23 protein-coding genes, 1 tRNA gene and 2 pseudogenes are annotated in these 23,804 nt (G+C 65.6%); 14 read left to right on the forward strand and 12 right to left on the reverse strand.

The window, feature by feature from the left end:
- Positions 1-17 precede the first annotated feature (17 nt).
- Entirely contained in the window at positions 18-1,382 is a 1,365-nt protein-coding gene (locus XI09_RS21125; protein WP_092193045.1) for an MFS transporter, read from the forward strand.
- A 50-nt stretch (positions 1,383-1,432) separates the two neighbouring features.
- On the opposite strand, the gene XI09_RS21130 is transcribed toward XI09_RS21125, so the two are convergent.
- The 5 genes and pseudogenes from XI09_RS21130 to XI09_RS21150 all read right to left on the reverse strand — a co-directional run bounded on the left by XI09_RS21130 (position 1,433) and on the right by XI09_RS21150 (position 6,531).
- Positions 1,433-1,669, reverse strand: a complete 237-nt coding sequence (locus XI09_RS21130; protein WP_271568561.1) for a hypothetical protein — start codon at positions 1,667-1,669, stop codon at positions 1,433-1,435.
- Between the two features lie 124 nt (positions 1,670-1,793).
- Complete coding sequence (locus XI09_RS21135; protein ID WP_271568562.1) at positions 1,794-3,053, reverse strand: arsenic transporter; 1,260 nt, start codon at positions 3,051-3,053, stop codon at positions 1,794-1,796.
- Between the two features lie 121 nt (positions 3,054-3,174).
- Positions 3,175-3,441 (reverse strand): annotated as a pseudogene (locus XI09_RS21140) (MFS transporter); the annotation flags it as partial.
- Between the two features lie 20 nt (positions 3,442-3,461).
- Positions 3,462-3,902, reverse strand: coding sequence for an EamA family transporter (locus tag XI09_RS21145; RefSeq protein ID WP_092193051.1), 441 nt, complete (start codon positions 3,900-3,902; stop codon positions 3,462-3,464).
- A 151-nt stretch (positions 3,903-4,053) separates the two neighbouring features.
- A complete protein-coding gene (locus XI09_RS21150) occupies positions 4,054-6,531 on the reverse strand; it encodes a hybrid sensor histidine kinase/response regulator (protein ID WP_271568563.1) in 2,478 nt (825 codons plus the stop codon).
- Positions 6,532-6,752: 221 nt separating this feature from the next.
- Between XI09_RS21150 and XI09_RS21155 the strand changes: the two genes are divergently transcribed.
- The 4 genes from XI09_RS21155 (at position 6,753) to XI09_RS21170 (ending at position 11,426) form a co-directional block, all read left to right on the forward strand.
- Positions 6,753-7,835: a zinc-binding metallopeptidase family protein gene (locus XI09_RS21155; RefSeq protein ID WP_271568564.1), complete on the forward strand. Its 1,083-nt coding sequence runs from the start codon at positions 6,753-6,755 to the stop codon at positions 7,833-7,835.
- A gap of 199 nt (positions 7,836-8,034) precedes the next feature.
- Positions 8,035-10,050: an acetyl-CoA carboxylase biotin carboxylase subunit gene (locus XI09_RS21160; protein ID WP_271568565.1), complete on the forward strand. Its 2,016-nt coding sequence runs from the start codon at positions 8,035-8,037 to the stop codon at positions 10,048-10,050.
- A 213-nt stretch (positions 10,051-10,263) separates the two neighbouring features.
- Positions 10,264-11,130, forward strand: a complete 867-nt coding sequence (locus tag XI09_RS21165; protein ID WP_271568566.1) for an isocitrate lyase/PEP mutase family protein — start codon at positions 10,264-10,266, stop codon at positions 11,128-11,130.
- Positions 11,127-11,426 carry an acylphosphatase gene (locus XI09_RS21170; protein ID WP_271568567.1) on the forward strand — a complete coding sequence of 100 codons (300 nt, stop codon included), beginning with the start codon at positions 11,127-11,129 and terminating at the stop codon, positions 11,424-11,426. The genes XI09_RS21165 and XI09_RS21170 overlap by 4 nt, the downstream gene beginning before the upstream one ends.
- 137 nt (positions 11,427-11,563) lie before the next feature.
- Here XI09_RS21170 and XI09_RS21175 read toward each other — a convergent pair whose 3' ends face one another.
- On the reverse strand, positions 11,564-13,084 hold the full coding sequence (locus XI09_RS21175; RefSeq protein ID WP_271568568.1) for a PAS domain-containing sensor histidine kinase: 1,521 nt from the start codon (positions 13,082-13,084) through the stop codon (positions 11,564-11,566).
- A 154-nt stretch (positions 13,085-13,238) separates the two neighbouring features.
- Here XI09_RS21175 and XI09_RS21180 point away from each other — a divergent pair, with 154 nt between their 5' ends.
- The 4 genes from XI09_RS21180 to XI09_RS21195 all read left to right on the forward strand — a co-directional run bounded on the left by XI09_RS21180 (position 13,239) and on the right by XI09_RS21195 (position 16,340).
- The gene (locus tag XI09_RS21180) at positions 13,239-13,796 is read left to right on the forward strand and encodes a GbsR/MarR family transcriptional regulator (RefSeq protein WP_271568569.1); all 558 of its coding nucleotides are present in this window, start codon (positions 13,239-13,241) and stop codon (positions 13,794-13,796) included.
- A 16-nt stretch (positions 13,797-13,812) separates the two neighbouring features.
- Positions 13,813-14,478 (forward strand): DUF4166 domain-containing protein, encoded by a 666-nt coding sequence (locus tag XI09_RS21185; RefSeq protein ID WP_271568570.1) that lies wholly within the window; start codon positions 13,813-13,815, stop codon positions 14,476-14,478.
- Positions 14,475-15,911 carry a TIGR01777 family oxidoreductase gene (locus XI09_RS21190; protein ID WP_271568571.1) on the forward strand — a complete coding sequence of 479 codons (1,437 nt, stop codon included), beginning with the start codon at positions 14,475-14,477 and terminating at the stop codon, positions 15,909-15,911. Before XI09_RS21185 ends, XI09_RS21190 begins: the two co-directional genes overlap by 4 nt.
- A gap of 90 nt (positions 15,912-16,001) precedes the next feature.
- Positions 16,002-16,340, forward strand: a complete 339-nt coding sequence (locus XI09_RS21195) for a hypothetical protein (protein WP_271568572.1) — start codon at positions 16,002-16,004, stop codon at positions 16,338-16,340.
- Here XI09_RS21195 and XI09_RS21200 read toward each other — a convergent pair.
- Entirely contained in the window at positions 16,337-17,191 is an 855-nt protein-coding gene (locus tag XI09_RS21200) for a LysR family transcriptional regulator (protein ID WP_271568573.1), read from the reverse strand. The two genes, XI09_RS21195 and XI09_RS21200, sit on opposite strands and share 4 nt — an antisense overlap.
- A 113-nt stretch (positions 17,192-17,304) precedes the next feature.
- On the opposite strand from XI09_RS21200, the gene XI09_RS21205 reads away from it, so the two are divergent.
- The gene (locus tag XI09_RS21205; protein WP_271568574.1) at positions 17,305-17,727 is read left to right on the forward strand and encodes a tautomerase family protein; all 423 of its coding nucleotides are present in this window, start codon (positions 17,305-17,307) and stop codon (positions 17,725-17,727) included.
- A gap of 58 nt (positions 17,728-17,785) precedes the next feature.
- On the opposite strand, the gene XI09_RS21210 is transcribed toward XI09_RS21205, so the two are convergent.
- Together XI09_RS21210 and lipB are read right to left on the reverse strand one after the other, a co-directional pair.
- A complete protein-coding gene (locus tag XI09_RS21210) occupies positions 17,786-18,499 on the reverse strand; it encodes a DNA helicase (protein WP_271568575.1) in 714 nt (237 codons plus the stop codon).
- Between the two features lie 199 nt (positions 18,500-18,698).
- A complete protein-coding gene (gene lipB / locus XI09_RS21215; protein WP_271568576.1) occupies positions 18,699-19,436 on the reverse strand; it encodes a lipoyl(octanoyl) transferase LipB in 738 nt (245 codons plus the stop codon).
- Positions 19,437-19,503: 67 nt separating this feature from the next.
- Between lipB and XI09_RS21220 the strand changes: the two genes are divergently transcribed.
- The 3 genes and pseudogenes from XI09_RS21220 to XI09_RS45800 form a co-directional block, all read left to right on the forward strand.
- On the forward strand, positions 19,504-19,746 hold the full coding sequence (locus tag XI09_RS21220) for a FliM/FliN family flagellar motor switch protein (protein ID WP_011088012.1): 243 nt from the start codon (positions 19,504-19,506) through the stop codon (positions 19,744-19,746).
- A 180-nt stretch (positions 19,747-19,926) separates the two neighbouring features.
- Positions 19,927-20,011 (forward strand) — tRNA-Leu (locus tag XI09_RS21225).
- Positions 20,012-20,334: 323 nt separating this feature from the next.
- Positions 20,335-20,565 (forward strand): annotated as a pseudogene (locus XI09_RS45800) (cysteine hydrolase); the annotation flags it as partial.
- A 12-nt stretch (positions 20,566-20,577) separates the two neighbouring features.
- Here XI09_RS45800 and XI09_RS21230 read toward each other — a convergent pair.
- Complete coding sequence (locus tag XI09_RS21230; protein WP_271568577.1) at positions 20,578-20,835, reverse strand: hypothetical protein; 258 nt, start codon at positions 20,833-20,835, stop codon at positions 20,578-20,580.
- Positions 20,836-21,125: 290 nt separating this feature from the next.
- On the opposite strand from XI09_RS21230, the gene XI09_RS21235 reads away from it, so the two are divergent.
- Positions 21,126-21,500, forward strand: coding sequence for a hypothetical protein (locus tag XI09_RS21235; protein ID WP_092193091.1), 375 nt, complete (start codon positions 21,126-21,128; stop codon positions 21,498-21,500).
- Between the two features lie 3 nt (positions 21,501-21,503).
- On the opposite strand, the gene XI09_RS21240 is transcribed toward XI09_RS21235, so the two are convergent.
- Both XI09_RS21240 and XI09_RS21245 read right to left on the reverse strand, forming a co-directional pair.
- The gene (locus XI09_RS21240; protein WP_271568578.1) at positions 21,504-22,796 is read right to left on the reverse strand and encodes a polysaccharide deacetylase family protein; all 1,293 of its coding nucleotides are present in this window, start codon (positions 22,794-22,796) and stop codon (positions 21,504-21,506) included.
- A 179-nt stretch (positions 22,797-22,975) separates the two neighbouring features.
- A complete protein-coding gene (locus XI09_RS21245; RefSeq protein WP_271568586.1) occupies positions 22,976-23,749 on the reverse strand; it encodes a polysaccharide deacetylase family protein in 774 nt (257 codons plus the stop codon).
- Positions 23,750-23,804: the final 55 nt, after the last annotated feature.

Here is a 23,804-nt window from a genome sequence, read left to right on the forward strand (position 1 = left end):
TGAAGAGAGGACCAAACATGTCGACGATGGCCATGCCACAACCGACCGCGAGCGAAGCCGCGGTCCGCTACCTGATCACGAATTACAGTCCCAAGGGTAACAAGGTCGGCTGGCTGATGATGGCCTCGATCCTGGTCGAGGCCTGGGATCTCTATTCGATCGCCTTCGTGCTGATCTTCATCAAGGAGCAATACAATCCCGATCCGCTGATGCTGGGCCTCGCTGCGGCCGGCACGCAGGGCGGCGCCCTGATCGGCGCGTTGCTCGGCGGCTGGCTCTCCGACAAGATCGGCCGCCGCGTCATGTTCCTGGTGACGATGGTGCTGTTCATCGTGCTGGCGCTGGCGCAGGCCTTCGTGCCGAACGTCACCTGGCTCATCGTGATCCGCTTCCTGCTCGGTATTCCGCTCGGCTCGGATATCTCGACCGGCTACACCTACATCATGGAATCCATGGCCAAGGGCGAGCGCGAGGTCATGGGCAACCGCTGGCAGTTCATGTTCGCGGTCGGCGAGGTCCTCACCATCGGCGTCATCGTGATCTTCCTGCTGATCGACATGCAGCACGAGATGCTGTGGCGCGTGACGCTCGGCCTCGGCGCGGTGCCGGCGCTGATCATTCTGATCATGCGTCACGACGTGCCGGAGACGGCGGTATGGCTGGTGCAGAAGGGACGCTACCGCGAGGCCAAGCAGGTCGCGCGCGAGATGTTCAACGACGATCTTGCCATGCTGCCGGATCACGATGTCAAAGTGCCGAAGGTCAGCACCCGCGCCTTCCTCGCCGACCTCAAGCAGGATCCGATCCGCTGGCGCGCAACGATCTACGGCTGGATCGCCTGCTTTGCGCAAGGCAGCGAGTTCTCGACCTTTGCGTTCTACCTGCCGGTGCTCTTTGTCATGGTCGGCGTGTCGAGCGTGCTCGGCATCAACCTGGTGACGATGGCGCTGTTCTGCTTCGCCGCCCTGTCCGGCTGGGTCGGCCCGCTGCTGACGCCGAAGATCGGCCATCGCGGCATCTCGATCGCCGGTTTCAGCATCGTGCTGGCGTCGTTGCTGGTTGCGGCCTTTGCGCTCCATACCGACAACAAGATCCTGCTGCCGTTCGCGGCCGCCGCCATGCTGTGGGGCCATTATTGGGACGCGTCGAACTGCATGACGATCCCGACCATGGTCGCCAAGCCGAAGTACCGCGGCACCGCCAGCGGCTTCGCCTACATGTTCGTGAAGCTGCCGTCGTTCCTGGCGATCTTCCTGTTCCCGACGGTGTTCGCTGCGATCGGGCAGGCGAATGCCACGCTGATGGTCGCAATCTTCCCGCTGATCGGATTGCTCGCTGCGATCTTCATCCTGCCGGAAGTCTACGGCTACGAGAACGACTGAGGATGCACTGCCCGGTCGCGGCCATTACGGCCGCGATCGGGCTTTTCCCGCTACGGGCTCAGGAAGACGGGATCGATCCCGGTCCCCTGGCTGAGCAGGCCGATCGCCTGAAGCTGGGCGGAGTGCAGGTCGATTTCCACGATGGCGAACAGGGCCAGCAGCGCCACGACGGAGAAGATGAGCAGGGGATGGGATGTCTCCCCTCGGCCTTCAGCGGGCGCGATGAAGCTCTGGATTTCGCGACGCAGGGAAAAGCTCTGCGGCAGCGCCTTTGATCGAATCTGCATGATGAACCTTCCTTCCCGCGGCATGCTTGAATCACGCGACAAGTGAACTCTAGCCGCGGTAGCCCCGCCGGCATTGATGCACCGCAAACAACTGCACCTAATTGGCCGGCGCGTTCGGCCGCGGCTACCTGACCGCCACAGCCAGCGCGGTGACCAAAGCGGGCGGCGTCACCAGCAGACCGAGCTTGAGGAACGGCCAGGCGCCGACCTCGATCTTCTCCCGCCGCAGCGCGACCAGCCAGAGGATGGTGGCAAGCGACCCCGTTACCGACAGATTGGGGCCGAGGTCGACGCCGATCAGGATGGCGCTGACGACGGGCGCGGGCAAATGATCGCTGGCAGCGACCGAGCCCGCGACGAGGCCGACCGGAAGGTTGTTGGCAATGTTGGTGGCGATTGCGGTTGCGATGCCGACGCTCCAGGCCGCCTTGGGCACCGATTGCGCGACGGCTTGATGTAGCAGCGCGCTGAGCTGCCCGATCACGCCTGTCTTCACCAGTGCTTCCACCATCACGAAGAGCCCGCCGACCAGCGGCAGCACGCTCCACGACACGCCCCTCAGCACGGGCAGCGGCGATTGCCGGCTCAGCAGCAGCACGATCGCGGCCGTCGCCACGCCGCAGATGAAGGTCGGCAGGCCCAGTGGCTTGTCCAGCGCCGAGGCCGTGACCAGCACGACTCCGATCGCGACGATGCCCGCGGCCGTGAGCTTACCGCCGCGGCCGAGTTTCGGATGCGGCACGCTGCGCGCGATGGTCTCTTCCTTCAGCGCGCGATGCTGGGTCAGGCGCAGCACGACATAGGTGAGCAGGATCGATGCCGCCGAGGGCAGGGCGAACAGGCGGAGCCATTCGGTCAGGTGCGGCGTGCGCGCGCCGAACACGACGAGATTGGCCGGATTGGAGATCGGCAGCACGAAGCTTGCGGCATTCGCGATGAAGGCGCAGACGAACAGGTAGGGCAGCGGCTGGGCGCCGGCCGCGCGCGTCGCGGCATAGACGGCAGGCGTCAGCACGATCGCGGTGGCATCGTTCGAGAGCAGCACGGTGACAAGCGTGCCGACGAGATAGATCAGCAGGAACAGCCGCTGCGGCGATCCGTCTGCATATTCCACCGCGAGCGCGGCGAGATAGTCGAACAGGCCCTCGAGCCGCGCCAGTTCGGCGATCAGCATCATGCCGATCAGGAAGAGATAGACGTCGACGCCTTTCTCGATGCCAACAAGCGCATCCTGCCACGGCAGGAGGCCGAGCAGCACGAGCGCGCCAGCGCCGATCACGGCCCAGACCGCCTCGGGCAGGGAAAGGGGCCGGACGATGACGCCTGCGGTCGCGGCGACGATGATGCTCCAGGCCCAGATGGCCTCATGCGGCGCGGTCGGCACGTTCAATCCTTGAGGTGGAATGGGTTCATTCGGCAGCGATAACCGATGTCGGCGGCGCTGTCTTCCCCTGCGGCCGCAGGGTTCCATGCCGCGTCTCGGGCAAGGCGACAAGGCAGACGATCGCGCCGACCAGCATCGCGAACGGCACCATCACCACTTGGGCTGCGACGATGCAGGCCGACATCAGGCTGGTGCCCATGTTCTTGTCCTGGAGCGCGAGCTTCTGGCCGACCAGCGGCAGCATCGCCGCGTTGGAGAGATGGAAGAGCAGGACGCAGATCGCGAAGACGAGCAGGGGGCGACAGGTGAGGAGCACCGCGAGCCCTGACGGCTGTTCGCTCCGTGTATCGGCGTCGTGCAGCCCGCCGGCGAGGTCGTGGTCGATGGCCCCGGCAGCTTTGTTCCGCTTCAAAACTTGACCGCGAGCAGCACCGCGCCGGCGCCGATCATGGCAATCCCGGCCCAGCCCTGCGCCGTCGGCCGCTCGCCGAGAAAGGCGAACGCGAAGAGAGCAACCAGAACGACACTGAGCTTGTCGATCGGCGCCACCAACGTGGCGGGGCCAAGCTTCAGCGCGCGAAAATAGCACAGCCAGGATGCGCCGGTCGCGAGCCCCGACAGCACCAGGAACAGCCAGGTCTTGGACGAGATCGCCGAGGGCACGGCGAATTGCCCGGTGAAGAACAGCAGCACCGAAAAAGCGAGCAGCACCACGATGGTGCGGATGAAGGTCGCCAGATCCGGATTGATGTTCTCGACGCCGACCTTGGCGAAGATCGCGGTCAGCGCGGCGAAGCAAGCGGACAGCAGCGCCCAGGTCTGCCAGGCGGAGAGGAGGGCGGGTTTCATGTCATCAAGTTCCGTTACTTTAGGACGGCGCTCCAGCGCCGTCATTGCGAGCGCAGCGAAGCAATCCAGAGTCTTTCCGCGGAGGCAGTCTGGATTGCTTCGCTGCGCTCGCAATGACGGAGTCTGTGGGAGCTTCGTGCAACTATAACACTCACCGCGCCACCGACAGCTTCTCGGTGATCGCCTTGCGCAGGATTCGCGACAGCGATTCCACCGAATACGGCTTCTGGATCAGCTCGAAGCCGCGATGGGCGTTCTCGGCGAGCACGTTGCTGTAGCCGCTGGTGAGCACGACGGGCAGGCCCGGATAGCGCTCGCGGATGATGCCGGCGAGCTCGACGCCGTTCATGCCGGGCATGATGACGTCGGAGAAGACGAGATCGACGGCAAACTCGTTCTCGCCGAGGATGGCAAGCGCCGCACGGGCATTGGCGACGCGCCGGACGACATAGCCGAGGTCCTCCAGCAGCTCGGTCGAGAACTGGCCGACGTCGTCATTGTCCTCGACCACGAGCACGCGGTAGCCGCGCCCGGTGATCGCGGCCTCGCTGGTCAGCGCTGCGGCTTCGCTCTCGGTGGCCGGGCTCTGCGCCTGCGGAAGGTAGATCGTGAAGGTCGCGCCTTTGCCAGGCGTGCTCGTCACCGCGATGTCGCCCTCGGACTGTTTGGCGAAACCGAACGCCTGGCTGAGGCCGAGGCCGGTGCCCTTGCCGACCTCCTTGGTCGTGAAGAACGGCTCGAAGACGGCGTCGATGTTCTCAGGCGCGATGCCGCTGCCGGTATCCGCGACCGAGATCGCGACATAGTCGCCGCCACGCGCCGATTGCGCGCGCAGGCTCGGGATGCCATGCACCTTGCGCACCGCGATGGTGAGGCGGCCTTCGCCGTCCATGGCGTCGCGGGCGTTAATGGCGAGGTTGATCAATGCCGTCTCGAATTGCGCGACGTCGGCGATGGTGAAACAATCCGTATCCTGAACCTCGACGCTGATCTCGATGCGGCCGCCGACCAGCGGACGGACCAGTTGCGCCACGCCCTCGACCTGGCTGCCGACATTGAAGATCTGCGGCTTCAGCGGCTGCCGTCGCGCGAAGGCCAGAAGCTGCGCGGTCAGCTTCGAGGCGCGCTCGACGGTGTCGGAGATGGCGTCGACATAGCGGCGGCGGCGCTCCTCCGGCAGCTCGCGCCGGCGCAGGAAGTCGGTCGCCGAGCGGATGATGGTCAGGAGGTTGTTGAAGTCGTGCGCGACACCGCCGGTGAGCTGCCCGATCGCCTCCATCTTCTGCGACTGCCGCAGCGCCTCCTCGCCGAGGCGCCGCTCGGTGATGTCGACGGCCTCGGGCACTGCGCCGGTGATGTTGCCGTGGCGGTCGAGCACGGGGCGCATGCCGAACTCGAAATCGCGCTCACCGGCCGGCAAGCGCAGCCGCATCTCCATCCGCACCGCTTCGCCCCTCAGCACCGTCTCGAAGGCCTCGCGCGCGACGTCGCTCATGCCCGGGGTCCCCGTGAACCACGGCGTGTCCCAGAACGGCTGGCCGATGACATCCCGCGCCTCGGCGCCGATGCCGGCGAGCGTGGTCTTGTTGGCGTAGAGCAATTCGCCCTTGAGATTGACCAGCCCCTGATACTGGTTGCTGGTTTCCAGGATCGCGCGCAGCCGGGCCTCGTTGGATTCGAGCTCGGCGGTGCGCTCGACGATGCGCTCTTCCAGCGTCTCGTTGAGCCGCCGGAGCTCGATCTCGGCCTGCTTGGCGGCGGTGATGTCGTGGGCGACGCCGATGAAGCCGATATGCTTGCCGGTCGGATCCCAGCGCGGCTGGGATTCGGAGCGCAGCCAGCGCCATTCGCCGCTGGCGTTCTTGTAACGCGCTTCCAGCACGAAGGGTTTTAGCGACGCCTCACCCTGGACGGATTGCTGGAGCACATGCGGCAGGTCGTCCGGATGCAGCACCTTGCGCCAGTCGAAATCGATGGCCTCCTCGTAGGGCAGGCCGACGAAGTCGACATAGGCCTGGTTGGCGAAGGAGCGCTTGCGGTCGAGTTTTGTGACCCAGATCGGCACCGGCGCGCTGTCGGCGATCAGCCGAAACCGCTCCTCGCTCTCGCGCAGCGTCTCACGGGCGAGCATCTGGTCGGTGATGTCGATGTGGGCGCCGACGAGCCGGATGGCGCGCCCGTCGCGGTCACGCGCGATCTTGGCGACGACGCGGATCCAGCGGGTCTCGCCGTCGCTCGGACGGATGATGCGGTATTCGGCGGTATAATCCTCACTGGTCCCGGCCAGCACATCGAAGAAGTGTTTCACCGCGGCGTCGCGGTCATCGGGATGGATGCGGCCGACCCAGTCTTCGTGCGATTCGTCGGCGGCCTCGGGAGGCAGGCCGTGGATCATCAGATATTCCGGCGAGCGACGGTTCTTGAAGCCCTCGCGGAAGTCGACCTCGAGGCCGCCGACCTTGCCGATGCGCTGGATGCGCGCGAGCTCGGCCTCGCGCTCCTGGAGCGCGCGATAGGCATTGTCGCGCTCGCGCGCGACGTCTTCGAGGTGCTGGCGCAGCCTTTCGGCGGCGATGGTCTCTGGCAAAGGATCGTTCAAGGCGTCGGCCGTTGTGATGCATGTGCGCACGTGCCGGACCAATATTCACACAGACAAGGCGTGATAGCCATTGCTCAAAGGGGATAGATTGTCGGAAAGGCCCGGGGCCAGCCTGAACGCGGAAAAGTCGGGCCGGCTAACGGCGGGGCTGGCTATTTGTTCCGAAGATTGGAACGATGCGTCCGCGGAGGCGTCTTTGCGAGGCGCCACGATTCTCATTCATAAGACCCCGTTTTCGACGAGGCTAAATCTTGAAGCTTTTTGTCTGCCAGTCCTGCGGCAACGTCCTCTATTTCGAGAACCGCGCCTGCGAACGTTGCGGTCACCGCGTCGCCTTCCTCCCGGAGAAGGAGACGATGTCGGCGCTCGAGCCCGACGGCGAGGCTCAGGCCGTGTCCTGGACGACGCTGGCCGACAAGGGCAGGGGACGCATGCTGTGCCGCAATGCCGAGTACGATGCCTGCAACTGGCTGACGGATCCGGGCGATACCAACGGATATTGTCGCGCCTGCCGCCACAACGGCATGGTGCCGGACCTCTCCGATCCGGCTCAGCTCGCCGGCTGGCGCGAGCTTGAGGTGGCAAAACACCGGCTGTTCTATTCCCTGATCCGCTGGAAGCTGCCGCTCCAGAACCGGCAGGACAATCCCGAGCACGGCCTGATCTTCAACTTCCTCGCCGACGATCCGAACAGCGGGCAGAGGGTCATGACCGGGCATGACGACGGCCTGATCACGATCGCGCTCACCGAAACCGACGGCATCGAGCGCGAGCGGCGCAGGCTGGAGATGGGCGAGCCCTACCGGACGCTGCTCGGGCATTTCCGCCACGAGGTCGGACATTATTTCTGGGATGTGCTGGTCCGCCAGGGCGGCAAGCTCGACGAATGCCGCGCTGTTTTCGGCGACGATTCGGCCGATTACGGCCAGGCCTTGCAGCGCCATTATGCCGAAGGCGCGCCACCGGACTGGCAGCAGAACTATGTCTCTGCCTACGCCACGACGCACCCCTGGGAAGATTTCGCCGAAACCTGGGCGCACTACCTCCATATCGTCGACACCTTGGAGATGGCCTCCGAGTTCGGTATGGAGGTGCGGCCGCGGGTCGACCGCGACGGAGAGTTGTCGACGCGGCTCCGGTTCAACCCCTACGAGGCGCGGGACGTCCAGACGCTGGTCGACGCATGGCTGCCCTTCACCTTCGCCATGAACAGCGTCAACCGCGCCATGGGCATGCGCGATCTCTATCCGTTCATCCTGTCGCAGGCGGTGGTCGCCAAACTGGACTTCATTCACGCCCTGGTGCGGGGCGTGGCCAAGGCAGCGAAGCGGTAGGCCGTCCCGGGGGCGCGCCAAGCCCGTTGCCCAAGTCCATATGCCCAAGTCCATTTTGGTCTTGCGCTGGTACGCCAGAGGGGCCGGATTTAGACCGTTGCCTCCGGCCTATTTTGATGTACCACGGGGTCACACGGCCCGTCCCAGAGGCCCAACGGTCGGGGAAGGGTCCCGCCCAAGGTCGAGACTCAAGAAAAGCATGTTCAAACGCATCCTGATCGCCAATCGCGGCGAAATCGCCTGCCGGGTCATCAAGACTGCCCGCCGGATGGGAATTGAAACGGTCGCGGTCTATTCCGAGGCCGACCGCGATGCCCTCCATGTCGAGATGGCCGACGAGGCGGTGCTGATCGGCCCGCCGGCCGCCGCCGAGAGCTATCTGGTGATCGAGAAGATCGTGGACGCCTGCCGCAAGACGGGCGCCGAGGCGGTGCATCCCGGCTACGGCTTCCTGTCCGAGCGCGAGGCCTTTCCGCGCGCGCTGGAAGCGGCCGGCATCGTCTTCATCGGCCCGAACCCGGGCGCGATCGCCGCGATGGGCGACAAGATCGAATCCAAGAAGGCGGCCGCCAAGGCCAAGGTCTCGACCGTGCCGGGCTATCTCGGCGTCATCGAGGACGACAAGCACGCAGTCCGCATCGCCGACGAGATCGGCTACCCCGTGATGATCAAGGCCTCCGCCGGTGGCGGCGGCAAGGGCATGCGCATCGCGCATTCGAAGAGCGAGGTCGCCGAAGGCTTCAACCTCGCCAAGGCCGAGGCCAAGGCCTCGTTCGGCGACGACCGCGTCTTCGTCGAGAAGTTCATCGTCGATCCCCGCCACATCGAGATCCAGGTGCTGGGCGACAAGCACGGCAACGTCATCTATCTCGGCGAACGCGAATGCTCGATCCAGCGCCGCAACCAGAAGGTCATCGAGGAAGCGCCGTCGCCGCTGCTCGACGAGGCCACCCGCCGCAAGATGGGCGAGCAGGCGGTCGCGCTGGCCAAGGCTGTGAACTATGATTCCGCCGGCACCGTCGAGTTCGTCGCCGGCCAGGACAAGAGCTTCTACTTCCTGGAGATGAACACGCGCCTCCAGGTCGAGCATCCCGTCACCGAGCTCGTGACCGGCATCGACCTCGTCGAGCAGATGATCCGCGTTGCCGCCGGCGAGAAGCTCGGTCTCGCGCAGAAGGACGTCACGCTCACCGGGTGGGCCGTGGAATCCCGCCTCTACGCCGAAGACCCGTTCCGCAACTTCCTGCCCTCGATCGGACGCCTGGTGAAGTATCGTCCGCCGGCGGAAGCCAGCCAGGACGGCATCACGATCCGCAACGACACCGGCGTGCAGGAGGGCGGCGAGATCTCGATCCATTACGATCCGATGATCGCCAAGCTCGTCACCCACGCCCCCTCGCGCGCGGCAGCGATCGAGGCGCAGGCAACGGCGCTGGATTCGTTCTATGTCGACGGCATCAGGCACAACATCCCGTTCCTGTCGGCGCTGATGCATCATCCGCGCTGGCGCGAGGGGCGGCTCTCGACCGGCTTCATCGCCGAGGAATTCCCCAAGGGCTTCGCGGTGCGCGTGCCCGAAGGCGAGGTCGCCCGGCGGATCGCCGCGGTCGGCGCCGCCATCGATCACGTGCTCGGCGAGCGCAAGCGCCAGATCTCGGGCCAGATGGGCGGCCGGATCGTGCAGCGCGAGCGCCGCCGCGCGGTCTGGCTCGATCGCCAGGAGATTGGGCTCGAGGTCGCGCGCGAGGGCGAGGCGATCGCGATCCGCTTCGTCGATGCCGACGGCAAGGCCGGCAACGCGCATCTGTTGCAGTCGCCGTGGAAGCCGGGCGATCCGGTCTGGCAGGGCACAATCGACGGCCACTTCGTCGCGGTGCAGACGCGCCCGATCGCCAACGGCATCCGTCTTGCGCATCAGGGCGTCGAGGTGCCGGTCTATGTCTGGACCGAAGCCGAAGCGACCTCGGCGCGGCTGATGCCGGTGACCACGGCTTCCGACACCGGCAAGAAGCTGCTCTGCCCGATGCCCGGGCTGATCGTCTCGATCGCGGTGAGCGAGGGGCAGGAGGTCAAGGCCGGCGAGACGCTCGCGGTGGTCGAAGCCATGAAGATGCAGAATGTGCTCCGCGCCGAGCAGGACGGCACGGTGAAGAAGATCCACGCCAGCGCCGGTGCGACGCTCGCCGTGGATGCACTGATTTTGGAGTTTGCGTAAGGACCCCGATGTCGTCCTGGACAAGTGAGCCCTGGCAACGCGTAGCGTTGTCCAGGAGCGAGCGCTGATCCAGGACCCATTACCCCAGGGAGTAGTTGTTGACGGAGATGGTGGCCGTCATCGTCTCCAACAACATGCAGTTGGGGTAATGGGTTCCTGGCTTTCGCCAGGACGACGGCGGGGATGTACTCGGACTGATTGAGAGACAGCGCCATGGCCTTCCGTTCCCGCCGCGAAAAATTGCGATCGATCCTGTCGGGTCCGGCCTGCATCCATCCCGGCTCGGTCTATGACGCCATTTCGATCCGCATCGCCGAGGATCTCGGCTTTCCGCTCGGCATGTTCGGCGGTTCAGTGGCCTCGCTCGCCGTGCTCGGCGATCCCGATATCACGCTGATCACGCTCACCGAGCTCGCCGAGCAGATGCGGCGGATGTCGCGCGCCTCCGCGCTGCCGGTGCTGGTCGATGCCGATCACGGCTATGGCAATGCGCTCAACGTGCGCCGCACCGTGCAGGAGCTGGAGACGGCGGGGGCGGCCGGCCTCACCATCGAGGACACGCTGCTGCCGGCCGCCTTCGGTGAAGCGAAGACGCAACTGATCTCGCTGGAGGAGGGCGTCGGCAAGATGAAGGCGGCGCTCAGCGGCCGCAGCGATCCCTCGCTGGTCATCATGGGCCGCACTGGAGCTGCCTCGATCACCTCGCTCGAAGATGCCATTCGGCGCGCCAGGGCCTATGAGGCGACCGGCGTCGACGCGCTGTTCTTCACCGGCATCAAGTCGCGTGCCGAGCTCGAAGCGGTCGCGGCCGCGACGCAGCTGCCGATCGTGCTCGGTGGTGCGCCGGAAGAATTGAATGCGCCCGATTATCTCGTCTCCCAGCGCGTGCGCGTCGCGCTCCAGGGCCACGCGCCGATCGCGGCGGCGACGCAGGCCGTCTACGACACGCTGAAGGCGCTGCACGAAGGCTCGCCGCCCAAAGCGCTCAAGGGATTGGCGTCCGCGGAATTGACCAACCGTGTCATGCGCGAGGCCGAGACGAAGGCGCGCAGCGCCGATCTGCTCGGACTCAAGAAATGAGCCGGGCGATCCTCCAGGTCATGATCCGCGGCCGCGTGCAGGGCGTCGGCTATCGTGCCTGGGTCGAATACCAGGCCGCCACGAGCGGGCTCGAAGGCTGGGTCCGCAACCGCCGCGACGGCAGCGTGGAAGCGCTGTTCGCGGGTGCGCCGAACCACGTCGCCGACATGGTCGCGCTGTGCCGCCATGGTCCGCCGTCCGCGCGCGTCGACAGTGTCACCAGCGAGACGGCCGGTGCGGACGAGCTGGACCTGCGCAGGGCAGGGGAGAAGTTCTCGGTTCTGCCGACGGTGTAGGTGCCCCCTCAGAGAAGGTCGTCATGCCCGGGCTCGTCCCGGGCATCCACGTTCTCTCTACTGCGCGGAAGGCGTGGATGGCCGGGTCAAGCCGGCCATGACGCAGTGAGGGCGGCGAGAGGCGAAGAAAGCGAGAGTCACCTCGGCAGCTTCGCGATCGCTTCGCTCAGCTCGTGGATCTCGTAGGGTTTGCGCAGGATCGGGAAGTCGCCGCGCACGTCGGCGGCGGCCTCGCTGTAGCCGGTGGCGAGCAGGATCGGCAGGCCGGGGCGGATCAGGCGCAGATGATGGGCGAGGGTGAGGCCGTCCATCTTGCCGGGCATCACGATGTCCGAGAAGACGAAGTCGACGCCGTTGTGCTCGAGCTCGCGCAGCGCGGATTCAGCGTCGGGGACGCGGCGAACGCGGTAGCCGAGCTGCTCCAACAGGCCGATGCTGACGACGGCCACATCCGGATTGTCCTCGACCAGCAGCACCGTGCCGTTGCCGCGGAACGGCACCGCCTCCGCCGTTTCCCGCGCCGGCACATCCGTTCCGCGTGGCAGCAGGATGCCGAAAGTCGTGCCCTTGCCGAGCTCGCTTGTGACCTTCACCGTGCCGCCGGCCTGATGCGCAAAGCCGTGCACCTGGGACAGGCCGAGACCGGTGCCCTTGCCGAGCGGCTTGGTGGTGAAGAACGGCTCGAAAATCTTGTCGACGACGTCGGCGGGAATGCCGAGCCCGGTGTCGGCGATGTCGATCGCGACGAACTCGCCGGCGAGCGGCGGCTCGTCCAGCACGACATTGCGGGCGCTGATCGTCACCGTGCCGCCGTCGGGCATCGCATCGCGGGCATTGATGACGAGATTGAGCAGCGCAGTCTCGAACTCCGAGACGTCGGTCCTGATCGGCCAGACCTTGCGGTCGATGTCGAAGGCGAGGCGCACGGAGCTGCCGACGCCGGCCTCGAGCACCTCGCGGATCGCCCCGATGCGCTCGGAAAAATCGACCGCCTGCGGGTTGACGCTCTGTCGCCGCGCGAAGGTGAGGAGCTGGTTGGTCAGCGCGGCGCCCCGCCTGGTCGCAGTCTCGATCGCCGAGATCGCGCGCTGGAGCTTGGCATCGTCGTCGGCGCCCCGCTTCAGGGTGTGAAGGCTGCCGCTGATGATCATCAGGAGATTGTTGAAATCGTGGGCGACGCCGCCGGTGAGCTGGCCGAGCGCGTCGAACTTCTGGGATTCGGCAAGCTGCTTCTGCATCGCCTCGAGCTTGAGCTGCGTGTTGCGTCGCTCGGTGATGTCGCGCGTGATCTTCGCGAAGCCGATGAGCTCGCGGTCCTCGTAGATCGGGTCGATCACGACGCTCGCCCAGAAGAAGGTGCCGTCCTTGCGGACGCGCCAGCCTTCTTCCTCATAGCGGCCCTTGTCGCGGGCGATGCCGAGTGCGCGGGCGGGCTTGCCGTTGGCCCGGTCGGTCTCGGGGTAGAAGCGCGAAAAATGCTGGCCGACGATCTCGTCGGACGAATAGCCCTTGATGCGCTCGCCACCGATATTCCAGCTCGTGATGATCCCCTTGGGATCGAGCATGTACAAGGCGTAGTCGGCAACTCCTTCGACCAACAGCCGGAAACTGCGTTCGCTCTCGAACAAGTCTCTCTGCTGATTGGACTTTCTAACCATTTCGGACACCCTGCCTCGACCCGGGCAAACGCCGAATGGGTCGTTTGGTTCCCGATTTCTGGGACATTCTTAGGCAAATGCGGCGGACGGTATGCACGGGCAGGCCACCCGGGAAGGGCTTGACACTCAATCTCATCCGTCAGATATTTCTGTTATGACAGAAATAACCGGAAAGAAGAAACTCCCCGCCGCCGTCGAGCGCTTCATCCTGCATTGGGGCGACATGGGCGACGAATGGGGCGTCAACCGCTCCGTCAGCCAGATCCACGGGTTGCTCTATCTCGCGGAGGCGCCGATGACCGCCGAGGACATCGCCGACACGCTCGGCATGGCACGCTCCAACGTCTCCAACTCGATCAAGGAGCTGCTGGCCTGGAACCTGATCCGGCGCGTGCCGATCCTCGGCGACCGCCGCGATCATTTCGAAGCCGAGACCGACATCTGGGAGGTTGCGGCCCGGATCGCGGCGCGGCGCAAGGAGCGCGAGCTCGATCCGGCGATCACGGCGCTCAGGGCCTGCGTGTCCGATGCCGCCGACGATCCGACCATCAATCCGGTCGCAAGCAAACGGCTGAAGGAGATGCTCGCCTTCACCGAGCTCGCCAACCACTGGTTCATGCAGATGCTGAAGGTGCCGCGGCCGCGGCTGGTCGCCCTGATGCGGCTTGGCGAGAAGATCGCCAACCTGCTGCCGCTGGGCAAGGTCAAATAGCGCGAGGGAGGGTGCGATGACGTCGGCTCGATTATCAGGCTCCAGCGCATCTCTTCCCGTTCACACCAAACTGCTCGACGACCGCCGCTTCCGTGCGCTCCTGTCGGACGAGGACTGGGGGCGCCTGCCGCTCGCGACCTGGCGGCGCTTTTCCAAACGCGTCGACGACGGCGACAGCGTCATTTATGTCGGCGTGGTCGACGAGGTCGCCTTCAGCGACGCCGGCTGGTGGTTGGCGCAACTCGCTCGCCTGATCGGCGGGCCATTGCCGACCGGCCGCGACACCGGCGTGCCGATGATCGTCACGGTCACCGAGGACGGCGCAAGCGGCGGCCAGACCTGGACGCGCATCTGCGCGCGCAAGCGCGGCTTTCCGCAGGTGATCCATTCCGCAAAACGCTTCGCCGGCCCGACCGGGCTCGAGGAATATGTCGGCCTCGGCGTCTCGATGGCGCTGCGCATCGCGGTCGAGGACCAGGTGCTGACCTTCCGCAGCGTTGCTTACGGCCTCCAGCTCGGAAGCCTGTGGATCCCGTTGCCGCGATGGCTCACGCCGGGCGACCTCACGGTGATGCACAGCGATCTCGGCGAGGGCGCCTTCCGCTTCACCCTCGATGTCACCCACCCGCGTTACGGCGCGCTGATCCACCAGTCCGCCACCTTCAGGGAGGCCGTATCATGACGCCGCTGTTGTGGATCCTCATCGCCGTCCAGATCGTGATGGGCGTGTTCGACACCTTCTATCACCACGAATTCACCGAGCGCCTGGCCTGGCGGGTGTCGCAGCGCTTCGAGCTGAAGCTGCACGGCATCCGCAACGTGCTCTATGCGCTGTTGTTCCTCGTGCTCGGCTGGCTCGAGGTTCATGGCGCGCTGGCGCTGCTGATCGTCGCGGTGCTGGTCGCCGAGATCGTCATCACGCTGATGGATTTCGTCGAGGAGGATCTGAGCCGGAAATTGCCGCCGAGCGAGCGGATCAACCACACGCTGCTCGCGATCAACTACGGCGCCATCCTGGTGCTGCTGCTGCCGGTGCTGATCGATTGGGCGATGCAGCCGCTCGGGGTGGCGGTCGTGTATCAGGGCGTGCTCAGCATCGCTGCGACCGCCTGCGCGGTCGGCGCGGCGCTCTGCGGCATCAGGGATTTTGCGGCGGTGCGCCGGCTCGGCCGCATGACGTGCGCACCGGCGGCCGGGCTCGTCGAGAAACTTCCGGGTCGCAAGACCGTGCTGATATCAGGTGCCACCGGCTTCATCGGCAGCCGCCTTGCGGCGAGCCTCGGCGGGGCAGGGCATCACGTCATCGCGCTCATTCGCAACCCGGCGAAGGCCGAGCTGCTGCCGCCGCCGGTGACGCTGATCACCAGCCTCGATCAGCTCGCCTCGGACATGCGTATCGACGCCATCGTCAATCTCGCCGGCGAGCCGATCGGCAACGGCCTGTGGACCGAGGCGAAGCGCGCAGAGATACTGAAGTCTCGCATCGACATGACCGGCGGGGTCGTCAAGCTGATCGCGCGGCTCGACCACAAGCCCGACGTGCTCGTCAGCGGCTCCGCGACCGGCTGGTACGGCCTGTGGGCCGACCAGGTGCTGACGGAATCGGCGAAGTCGCATGCCTGCTTCAGCCATGAGCTGTGCGCGGCCTGGGAGCAGGCGGCGCGGCCGGCGGAGGAGCATGGCGTGCGCGTGGTCTATTTGCGCATCGGCCTCGTGCTGGGCACGGAAGGAGGCTTCATCACGCGCATGCTGACGCCGTTCGAGTTCGGGCTTGGCGGACCGCTCGGCACCGGGCGGCAGTGGATGTCCTGGATCGAGCGCGACGATCTCATCCGGCTGATCGCCTATGTGATCGCAACGCCCGATCTCGCCGGTCCCGTCAACGCCACCGCGCCGATCCCGGTCACCAACGCAAAGTTCACCGAAGAGCTTGGCCGCCGCCTGCATCGGCCCGCGGTGCTTCGCATTCCCGGTGGTCTCTTGCGCCGGATCGGCGGCGGCTTTGCCGACGAGCTGCTGCTTGGCGGCCAGCGGGTGCTGCCCAACAAGGCGCTCAGCCGCGGCTTTGTGTTTCGGCATGAGACGTTGCGCAGCGCGTTCGAAGCGATCTTGTGAGGTGATGTGATGTCCTGCGCTGAATGCCCTCGCGCTCTGAACGGTTGGTTCCGCGGATGCGTGGCCGCAACTGCGGTCCTGCATTCCATCATGCTGGCCATCTTCATTGGAGCCATGAATAGCGCTGGACAACTGGTGGGCATCGCCTTGATGCTCATCTTCGTGCTGCCGCTGACGTTGCTTGTCGTCTGCACGTTAACGGGGCTTCCGGCTGGCGCGGTGATCTGGCTCGCCGAACGGCTGCGCATCCGATCCCTGTTGTTCTATGCGGCTTCAGGCGCCGCGATTGGATCGCTGTTTTGCGCGCTGCTGTTCCAGGTCGCCGGCTCGTTCGTCGCCGCGTTTGTTTTCGCCGGCGGTTGCGCGGGACTTGTCTATTGGTTCGTCGCTGGCAGATACGCCGCGGAGGAAGGTCAGTGGTTTGGCTAGGCGGTCGCCACGCTCCGGAACGTCGCCGCCACCGCACGCAGCGCCGCCAGCTTGGCGGGGTCGCTGACCTTCGAATGCAGCATGACCTTCGAGCTGCCGAGCTTCGGCAGCCTGTGCGCCGGCCCGATGTCGACCAGTCCCGGTGGCGCGATCCGCCGCGCCAGCGGCGCGATCGCAAGTCCGGCAAGTGCGGCCGCGACCACCGCCGTGACGCCGCCGCCGACAAAGCGCTCGCGCCAGGCGAGGCCGGCCTTGTCGAGCGCACGCACGGCGACGGCGCGGACGCCGCAGGGCGGGGCGAGCGTTGCGAGTGGCAGCGGCTCACCCGTCGGCAGCGTGAAGCGTCGTGACGCGAACCAGCCGAACTCGTCCTCGGTCAGCTTTTCGCCGCCGCGGCGGCTGCCTTCCTGGCGAACGATCACCGCATCCAGCTCGCCCGCGTCATAGGCATCCTGCATCTCGCGCGAGAAGCCGATGGTGACGGCGAGGGTGAGGTTCGAGGACATCGCGTGCAGGCGTTCGAGCAGCGGCACCAGCTCGGGGCCCGCGGCATGGTCGGAGATGCCGAGCGAGAGCGACTGCGCGACGGAGGCCTCGCCGGACAATGCGCGGTCATGCGCCTCGATCAGCGCGCGGGCGCGTTCGAGAAATGCTGCGCCGTCGGCGGTGAGCCGGACCGCGCGCGGCGAGCGCTCGACGAGCCGCTTCCCCAGCAACGTCTCCAGCCGTTGCAGCTTGAGGCTGACGGCCGCCTGCGTCGTGCCGAGCGCTTCGGCGGTGCGGGTAAAGCTCTGGAGGTCGGCGACCAGCAGGAAGGCCTTGATGGTGGCGATGTCGAGCGTTGCTGTCATTATGAATGGTTATCACTGGTATCAATAGAGATAAGATACCAAAATGGAGAAGGGAGGTCTAGCTTCTCATCAACGCCGCGCAAGACCTGCGCGACATCTTGAGGAGAACGACCATGCCCCTGATCACCGTGTGCTACACCACCTCCCGCCAGTCACCCTCGCTGAAGGCCGACATCGCGAATGCCGTGTCCGAGCTCACCGCAAAAATCCTGCACAAGGATCCCAAGGTGACCGCCATCATCGTGAAATCGGTCGAGGCGGACGACTGGTTCGCCGGCGGCCAATCGCTCGCCGAGCAGAAGCTCGCCAGCTACTGGATCGACATCCATGTCACCGAAGGCACCAACACCAAGGACGAGAAGGCGGCCTATCTCGCCGCGATGTTCAAGCGCATGGCCGAGATTCTGGGCCCGCTGCACCCCGAGACCTATCTGCATGTCGACGAGGTCAAGGGCGACGCCTACGGCTTTGGCGGCCTGACCCAGGAGCGCCGCTACATCGCCGGCAAGCTCGATGTGTCGCTAAAGGCAGCATGAGACGGCAAGCCGCGGGTGAACCATCTCACCCGCGGCCCGAACCGGTCGCCAGGGATCGTCAGCTCGCCGCCCGGAACTGAACCTCGGCGTTGTTGAGGAAGCACGTCTTGTCGAACAGCTTGAAATCCAGCGGGTTCGGCAAGCGGACGTCGCTGAGGTCAGGGCACGGCTTGATCGAGGGATCATAGGATCGATCGATCTGCGAGATGAAGACGATGATCAGCCCCTTGTCGCGCGCGAACGATTTTAGTGCGCGCACCTGAACGGTCAGGTCGGGGTTTTCCCGTCGCTGGTCGAGCAGTTGCAGATAGTCGATCACCACGACCGTGCCGCGGGGCGCTGCGGCCATCTGCTTGACGACGTAATCGGCGCTGATCGCATCGGAGCAATCGACCTCGAAGAGCCCAGCGAATTGCGCGGGGTCCACGCCGATCGCCCGAAGGCGTTCCAACACGTCTTTCTCGGTATATTCGAGCGAGAAGAACGCGGCGCGATGTCCCGACCTCATGGCCTCCGTGGCAAGCTCGAGGCTCATCAGGGTCTTGCCCTGGCCCGGGCGCGCCCCGACCAACACCAGGTCGCCGGGGCGGAATTGCGGGAACAGCCGATTGGCAGGCGTCATCGCGGCGGCTTTCGCCGCAAGCATGCTCCAGGCGGAAAAACCGTCCGTCGTTGCGATGCGGTCAAGCGCGTCGTGGAGCGGAATGCCTTCCTCGCGGGACAGGCGTTTTGCTTTCCGCTTCAGATGGTAGATGGGTGCAGACAACTTCATCGAGAGAACCTCCCATTGCGAGCATGATCGCAATCCCTCCTTATGCTTGGCGCTCGAACAGTCGGTCCGATGGTCTCGTCGCCCGGCATGACGTCTGCTTTCCCGGCGGAGGGGGGAGGCGTGGGCGGCACCGGGATAAAGCGTAACCGATTCCGCGCGTGCGGAGAACGCGGGCGGCGGGTCTCCAACAGGAAAGCGCCTAAGCGGCCCCTTCCGGCACCAGCGCGCGGGTTGGCCCGAACAGCTCTTCGAACGCTTGCCGAAGCGCGACGTCGACATCGGCCATCGTCGCGAGCTGGCCGAGATCGACCAGCGAGGTGACGCCGTAGCGGGGATCGGCGACGCCGCAGGGCACGATCCCGGCGAAATGCGACAGCTCCGGCTCGACATTGATGGCGATGCCGTGGAACGACACCCAGCGCTTCAGCCGGACGCCGATCGCCGCGATCTTGTCTTCGTGCTCGGGCCCCTTGCCGGGGCGCTTCACCCAGACGCCGACCCGGTCCTCGCGCCGCTCGCCGCGGACGTTGAAGGCGGCAAGGGTGCGCAGGATCAATTCCTCCAGGCTCGCGACATAGGCCCGCACGTCCGGCCGGCGCCGCTTGAGGTCGAGCATGATGTAGGCCACCCGCTGGCCGGGCCCGTGATAGGTCAGCTGCCCACCGCGCCCGGTGGCAAAGACCGGGAATCGGGAATCGAGCAGGTCGGATTCCTTGCCCGAGGTGCCGGAGGTGTAGAGCGGGGGGTGTTCGAGCAGCCAGACCAGCTCCGGCGCCTCGCCCGCCGCGATCGCGGCGACCCGCGCCTCCATGGCGGCCACGGCCTCCGGATAGGGCACCGGCGCGTCCGAGATCCGCCACTCCACGGGCGTGCCCGTGGAGGCGGAAAACGACGTCAAATCGAGGTCTTGGCGGGGGTTTTGAGGCGAATTAACCATTGGCTAACCATAACGTGGTGATGATTGCAGGCGCAAATGCTAGTCTCAAGTTGCGGCGGTCCTGACAGTGCCCACTCTCGATAAAGTCACCGTGGATCTCATGGTCGTCCTCGGGACGACCACCATGCCGATCCATCAGGTATTACGTCTTTCCCGCGGCGCCATCATCGAGCTGGACGCAACCGAGGCCGACGAGGTCAAGGTTTTGGCCAACAACCTGCCGGTCGCCTCCGGCGTCGTGCTGGTCGACCGCAACCGGATCGCGGTCGAGGTCAAGCAGATGCTGCCGCGCACGCCGGGCACGCGGTAGCGGCCTGGGCACGCGGTCGCGGCCCCGGGGCACCCGATAGGGCCGATCCGGGCAGGGAGAGAATTTCCTGCCAAGCTTGTGGAATTCTGGGCCTTTGCAGGCTTGTACCCCCCTGATGGATTTGTTAGATCGGCGCCGTTGATCCGGCCGGCCCTCAAGCCTCAGGCCGGCATCCCCAAAGCGCTCGTGGCGGAACTGGTAGACGCGCTGCCTTGAGGTGGCAGTGAGTAAAATCGTGGGGGTTCGAGTCCCTCCGAGCGCACCACAAAGCCGAATTTGGCTTTGAAATCCCTGAAGTTTTTCTGATGTAGGCCCGGACTGGCACCACGCCGGTCACCTTCCGCGCGTCGCTTGCGTCGGTCGAAGCCGTCGCATGACCGGTCCGATCGAACGCGGCGATCTTCCTCATGATTCCGCTGATGCCGTAAGTCGATCCCGCGATTCGCCGGCGTGATGGCGTGCGCTGGTGGCGCGGGGCTTCGTCCACCGCCGATGACCGCGGAACGACGGCTGTCGGACGCGCATTGCAGCCGATGAGCTTGCCGCGGAGATGCCGTCGCGCGGCCATGCGTTTGACGGTGGAGGACGATGAGGGACAGTGCGTCGGAAATTGCCGACATCCGGGATGCGGTTCACCTCTGCATCGACATGCAGAACATCTTCGCCCCCGGCGGTCTCTGGGCGACGCCCTGGATGGAACGGGTGCTGCCGGCGATCGTCTCCATCGTTTCCCGCCGTCAAGCCACAACGATCTTCACGCGCTTCATGACCCCGCAGGATCCGGAAGATCGTCCCGGACAGTGGCGGAGCTATTTTCGTGACCCGGCCCCTTCAGCCATATTCCTCGCCGATCCCGTATTCCTTGTAGATCTGAAGCGGATCCGACTCCGGAAACAGGCGGCATTTGGCCTGGGCGAGGTGCAGGCTCACCGCCGCCGGCTCCTTGCCGCTGGAGAGCATCTTGCGGATGTCGTCCATATGCGCGCTCGGCTGGTGCTTCGGCTCGAGCTGCTCCAGCGCGACCAGCGCGGTCGCGAGGGCCTCGGTCAGAACCCAGTCGTCGTGGCCCGTGATTCCCTTCCTTGGCATCGGCAGACCCCACATGTGGCGGCAGCCCCAGTCTATCGCGACTCCCGCCAAATCGCCATTGAGCGTTGCGGACGCCCGCGTGCGGAACAGGCCGGCCGTCGTGGCCCGGCTTGCATTATGGCCGCGCGTGGCTAAAAGGCGGCGAGTTGTGGGCGGATAGTATCTTTGTTGAAACCAAGTTGGCGTAGACGGGCCTGCGCGGCATTCAGGCCGGCTGTTCCGGCCTGCGTCCCATATCCCCGAATTCGCAACACGACCCGCTTGCGCGTCTTCTCTGGGCTGGAGCCAGTATGGTCTTTCTAAGCTTCGTCTACCGCTTCGTGACCAACTTCGCGTTCATGGCGATGGTCTATTTCAGCCTGAACTTCCTGGAGAAATATCAAAACCGGGCGATCGTCGCGATCCTGGTGCTGGTCTATACCGGCATGCGCGCGGCCTCGACGCTGCGCGCGTTCTACTTCTTCCAGAAGATCGAGAAGCTGGAAGCCGAGACCAAGCGCCTTCAGGCCCCGATCAACGACGGCTCGGGCGGAACCTCGACGCGCAAGCAGATCGTGGTGGACGTTGCGCGGCTGCGCCGCGACGGCGAGCTCAAGTCCTATATGGACCTGTTCTTCCTGGCGCTGATCGTGCTGCTCTGCGTCGCCAGCATCATGCGGCAGTAGAGCTTACTGCGCGCGCTTCTTCAGGCTGGCCACGCGGGTCGGACGCGGCGCGGCGCCCGGTGCGGCGTTCTTGGGAGCCGTGCTCTTGGCCTGCGCGGCATGCTTCGGTGCGCCGTGCGCAGCGTGGGCGGTGCGGTGTGCCTGCGACTTGGCAGCCTTGCCCTTGGCCGCACGGGGCGTCTCGGCCGCCATTGCCAGCCGTGTCGCGGCACGCCGTGACAACGTCGTGGACAGCAAGACTTCGATCGAGCCCTCGGGAATCGCGAAGAGATCGCGGTCCGGCACGGGCAGGGTGGCGGCGACATTCGCCTGCGCCATGGTCCGGCGCGGCAGCAGCGGCTGATGTCCGGTCTGCGCATTGAGATCGGCAAGCGAGGGCGCCGGAAGCGTCTGGGTCTGCGTGAACACGAAGTTCGGCACGGCCGGCCAGCGCGCGATCGGCACGGTCTCGGTCGGCGGATGCAGCAGCCATTCCACCGGAATGGTCGGCGTTGCCGGCCGCTCCGCGGTCGCAGGCACCACATGCACGATGCGATAGCCGCGCGCCTTGAGGTCGCGGATGATCTTGGGCAGCGCCGCCACCGTGCGGGCCTGGATGTCGTGCAGCAAGAGGATGCCCTTGCCCTTGGCCTCCAGCCGCTGGATCGCGAGCTGGTAGACGCGATCGGACGACACATGCCGCCAGTCGTCGGCCGGGAAATCGGCGCTCCAGACCTGGATGCCGCGCGAGATCAGATAATTCTCGACGCCTTCGGCGCGCATCAGGCCGGGGATGCGGAAGAACGGCGCGAGCTTGGACGGATCGGTCATCGCGGCCGAAGTCCATTCGATGCCGCCGTTGATCTCGGGCTCGAATTTTTCGATTCCCATCCGGTCGAAGGTCAGCGGATGGTTCATGCTGTGCGTGCCGACGGTGTGGCCCGCCGCTACCAGCTTGCGCACCCCTTCCGGGTTCGCCTTGGCCTGGCTGCCGATGATGAAGAAGGTCGCCTTGATGCATTCGTCGGCGAGGATCTGGAGCACCTGGTTGGAATATTTCGGCAGCGGACCGTCGTCGAAGGTCAGGACGACCTCGTGGTCCTTCAGCGGCAGCGTCTCGCGGTACTGCATGGTGCCGATGCGCGGATGCTCATGCGGATCGACCACGAGGGTGCCGGAGGTCCCGAGCGCGTCCGGGTGCCCGGGACAGTCGGCTGCGAGCGCCACCGGTGCGCCGACGGTCAGCAATCCAAGGAATCCGCCGAGGCAGAGGACGGTCCACGATCGCGTCCGAACAACAACGCTACTTCCGATCATGAATCCCGTCTGCCCTCATACGCGATTGCCGCCATAGTAGGTCGGAGACATCAGGAAACGGTTCAGGCACCAGAACCTTTCCCATGACGAGCCCGCCTCAATACTTGCATGGCGTATCATGAACAGACTGTTAATAGGGCCAAAATCACCCCATTTTGCGCCGGCGTGACATTCCGGCATCAGCGCGTATCGGCATTCTTCTGCGCTGCGCCCGCCGGGACGACGTGAACCACCCGATAGCCGTTCTCCCTCAGATACCGCAGGAAGGCCGGCATGATCGCGGCCGTGCGTGCCTTGGGATCGTGGAAGAGGATGATACCCTTGCCGGCGGCGGCGAGCCGCTCGGTGATCAGCTTCAGTTCCTGCTCCGGCGTCATCTCGTTCCAGTCGCTGGCCCAGAGATCGGCCCCGAACACGACGATGCCGCGCGACTGAAGCAGATCGAGCTCGGCTTGCGTCGCCTCGAAATAGGGGAAGCGGAAGAACGGCGTCGAGGGCGTCGTGGTCGAGGTCCCGTGCAGCGCCATCTCGTCGGCGGCGATGCCGCGGTCGATCTCGGCCTTGGCCTTGTCGAACGGGATCCGCGCCATGAACGGGTGCGACCAGGTGTGGTGGCCGATGGTGTGGCCCTCGCGCGCGATGCGCTTGACCATGTCGGGATGTTCGGAGGCGTGCAGGCCGATCAGGAAGAAGGTGGCGCGCGCGCATTCCTGCGCGAGCGCGGCCAGCACCTTCGACGTCGTCGGCGGATGCGGGCCGTCGTCGAAGGTCAGCACGACCTCGTGATCGGCAAGCGGCAGCGTCTGCGGAAAGCTCTTCAAGCCCACGCGCGGCGTGGTCCTGGCGTCGACGCTCAGAATGCGCGAGGTGCCGAGCGCATCCTTGCGCGGGCACTCGGCGGCTTCGGTCGAGGCGATGCCGGCGAGGGCCGCGAGCACCGCGCCCGCCGACATCGATGTCCATTTCGGCCGAAGCATCTTTGCCATTGCGCTCAGATTTGCCATTGCG

The sequence above is a fragment of the Bradyrhizobium sp. CCBAU 11386 genome (assembly GCF_028128955.1).
GTDB lineage: Bacteria > Pseudomonadota > Alphaproteobacteria > Rhizobiales > Xanthobacteraceae > Bradyrhizobium.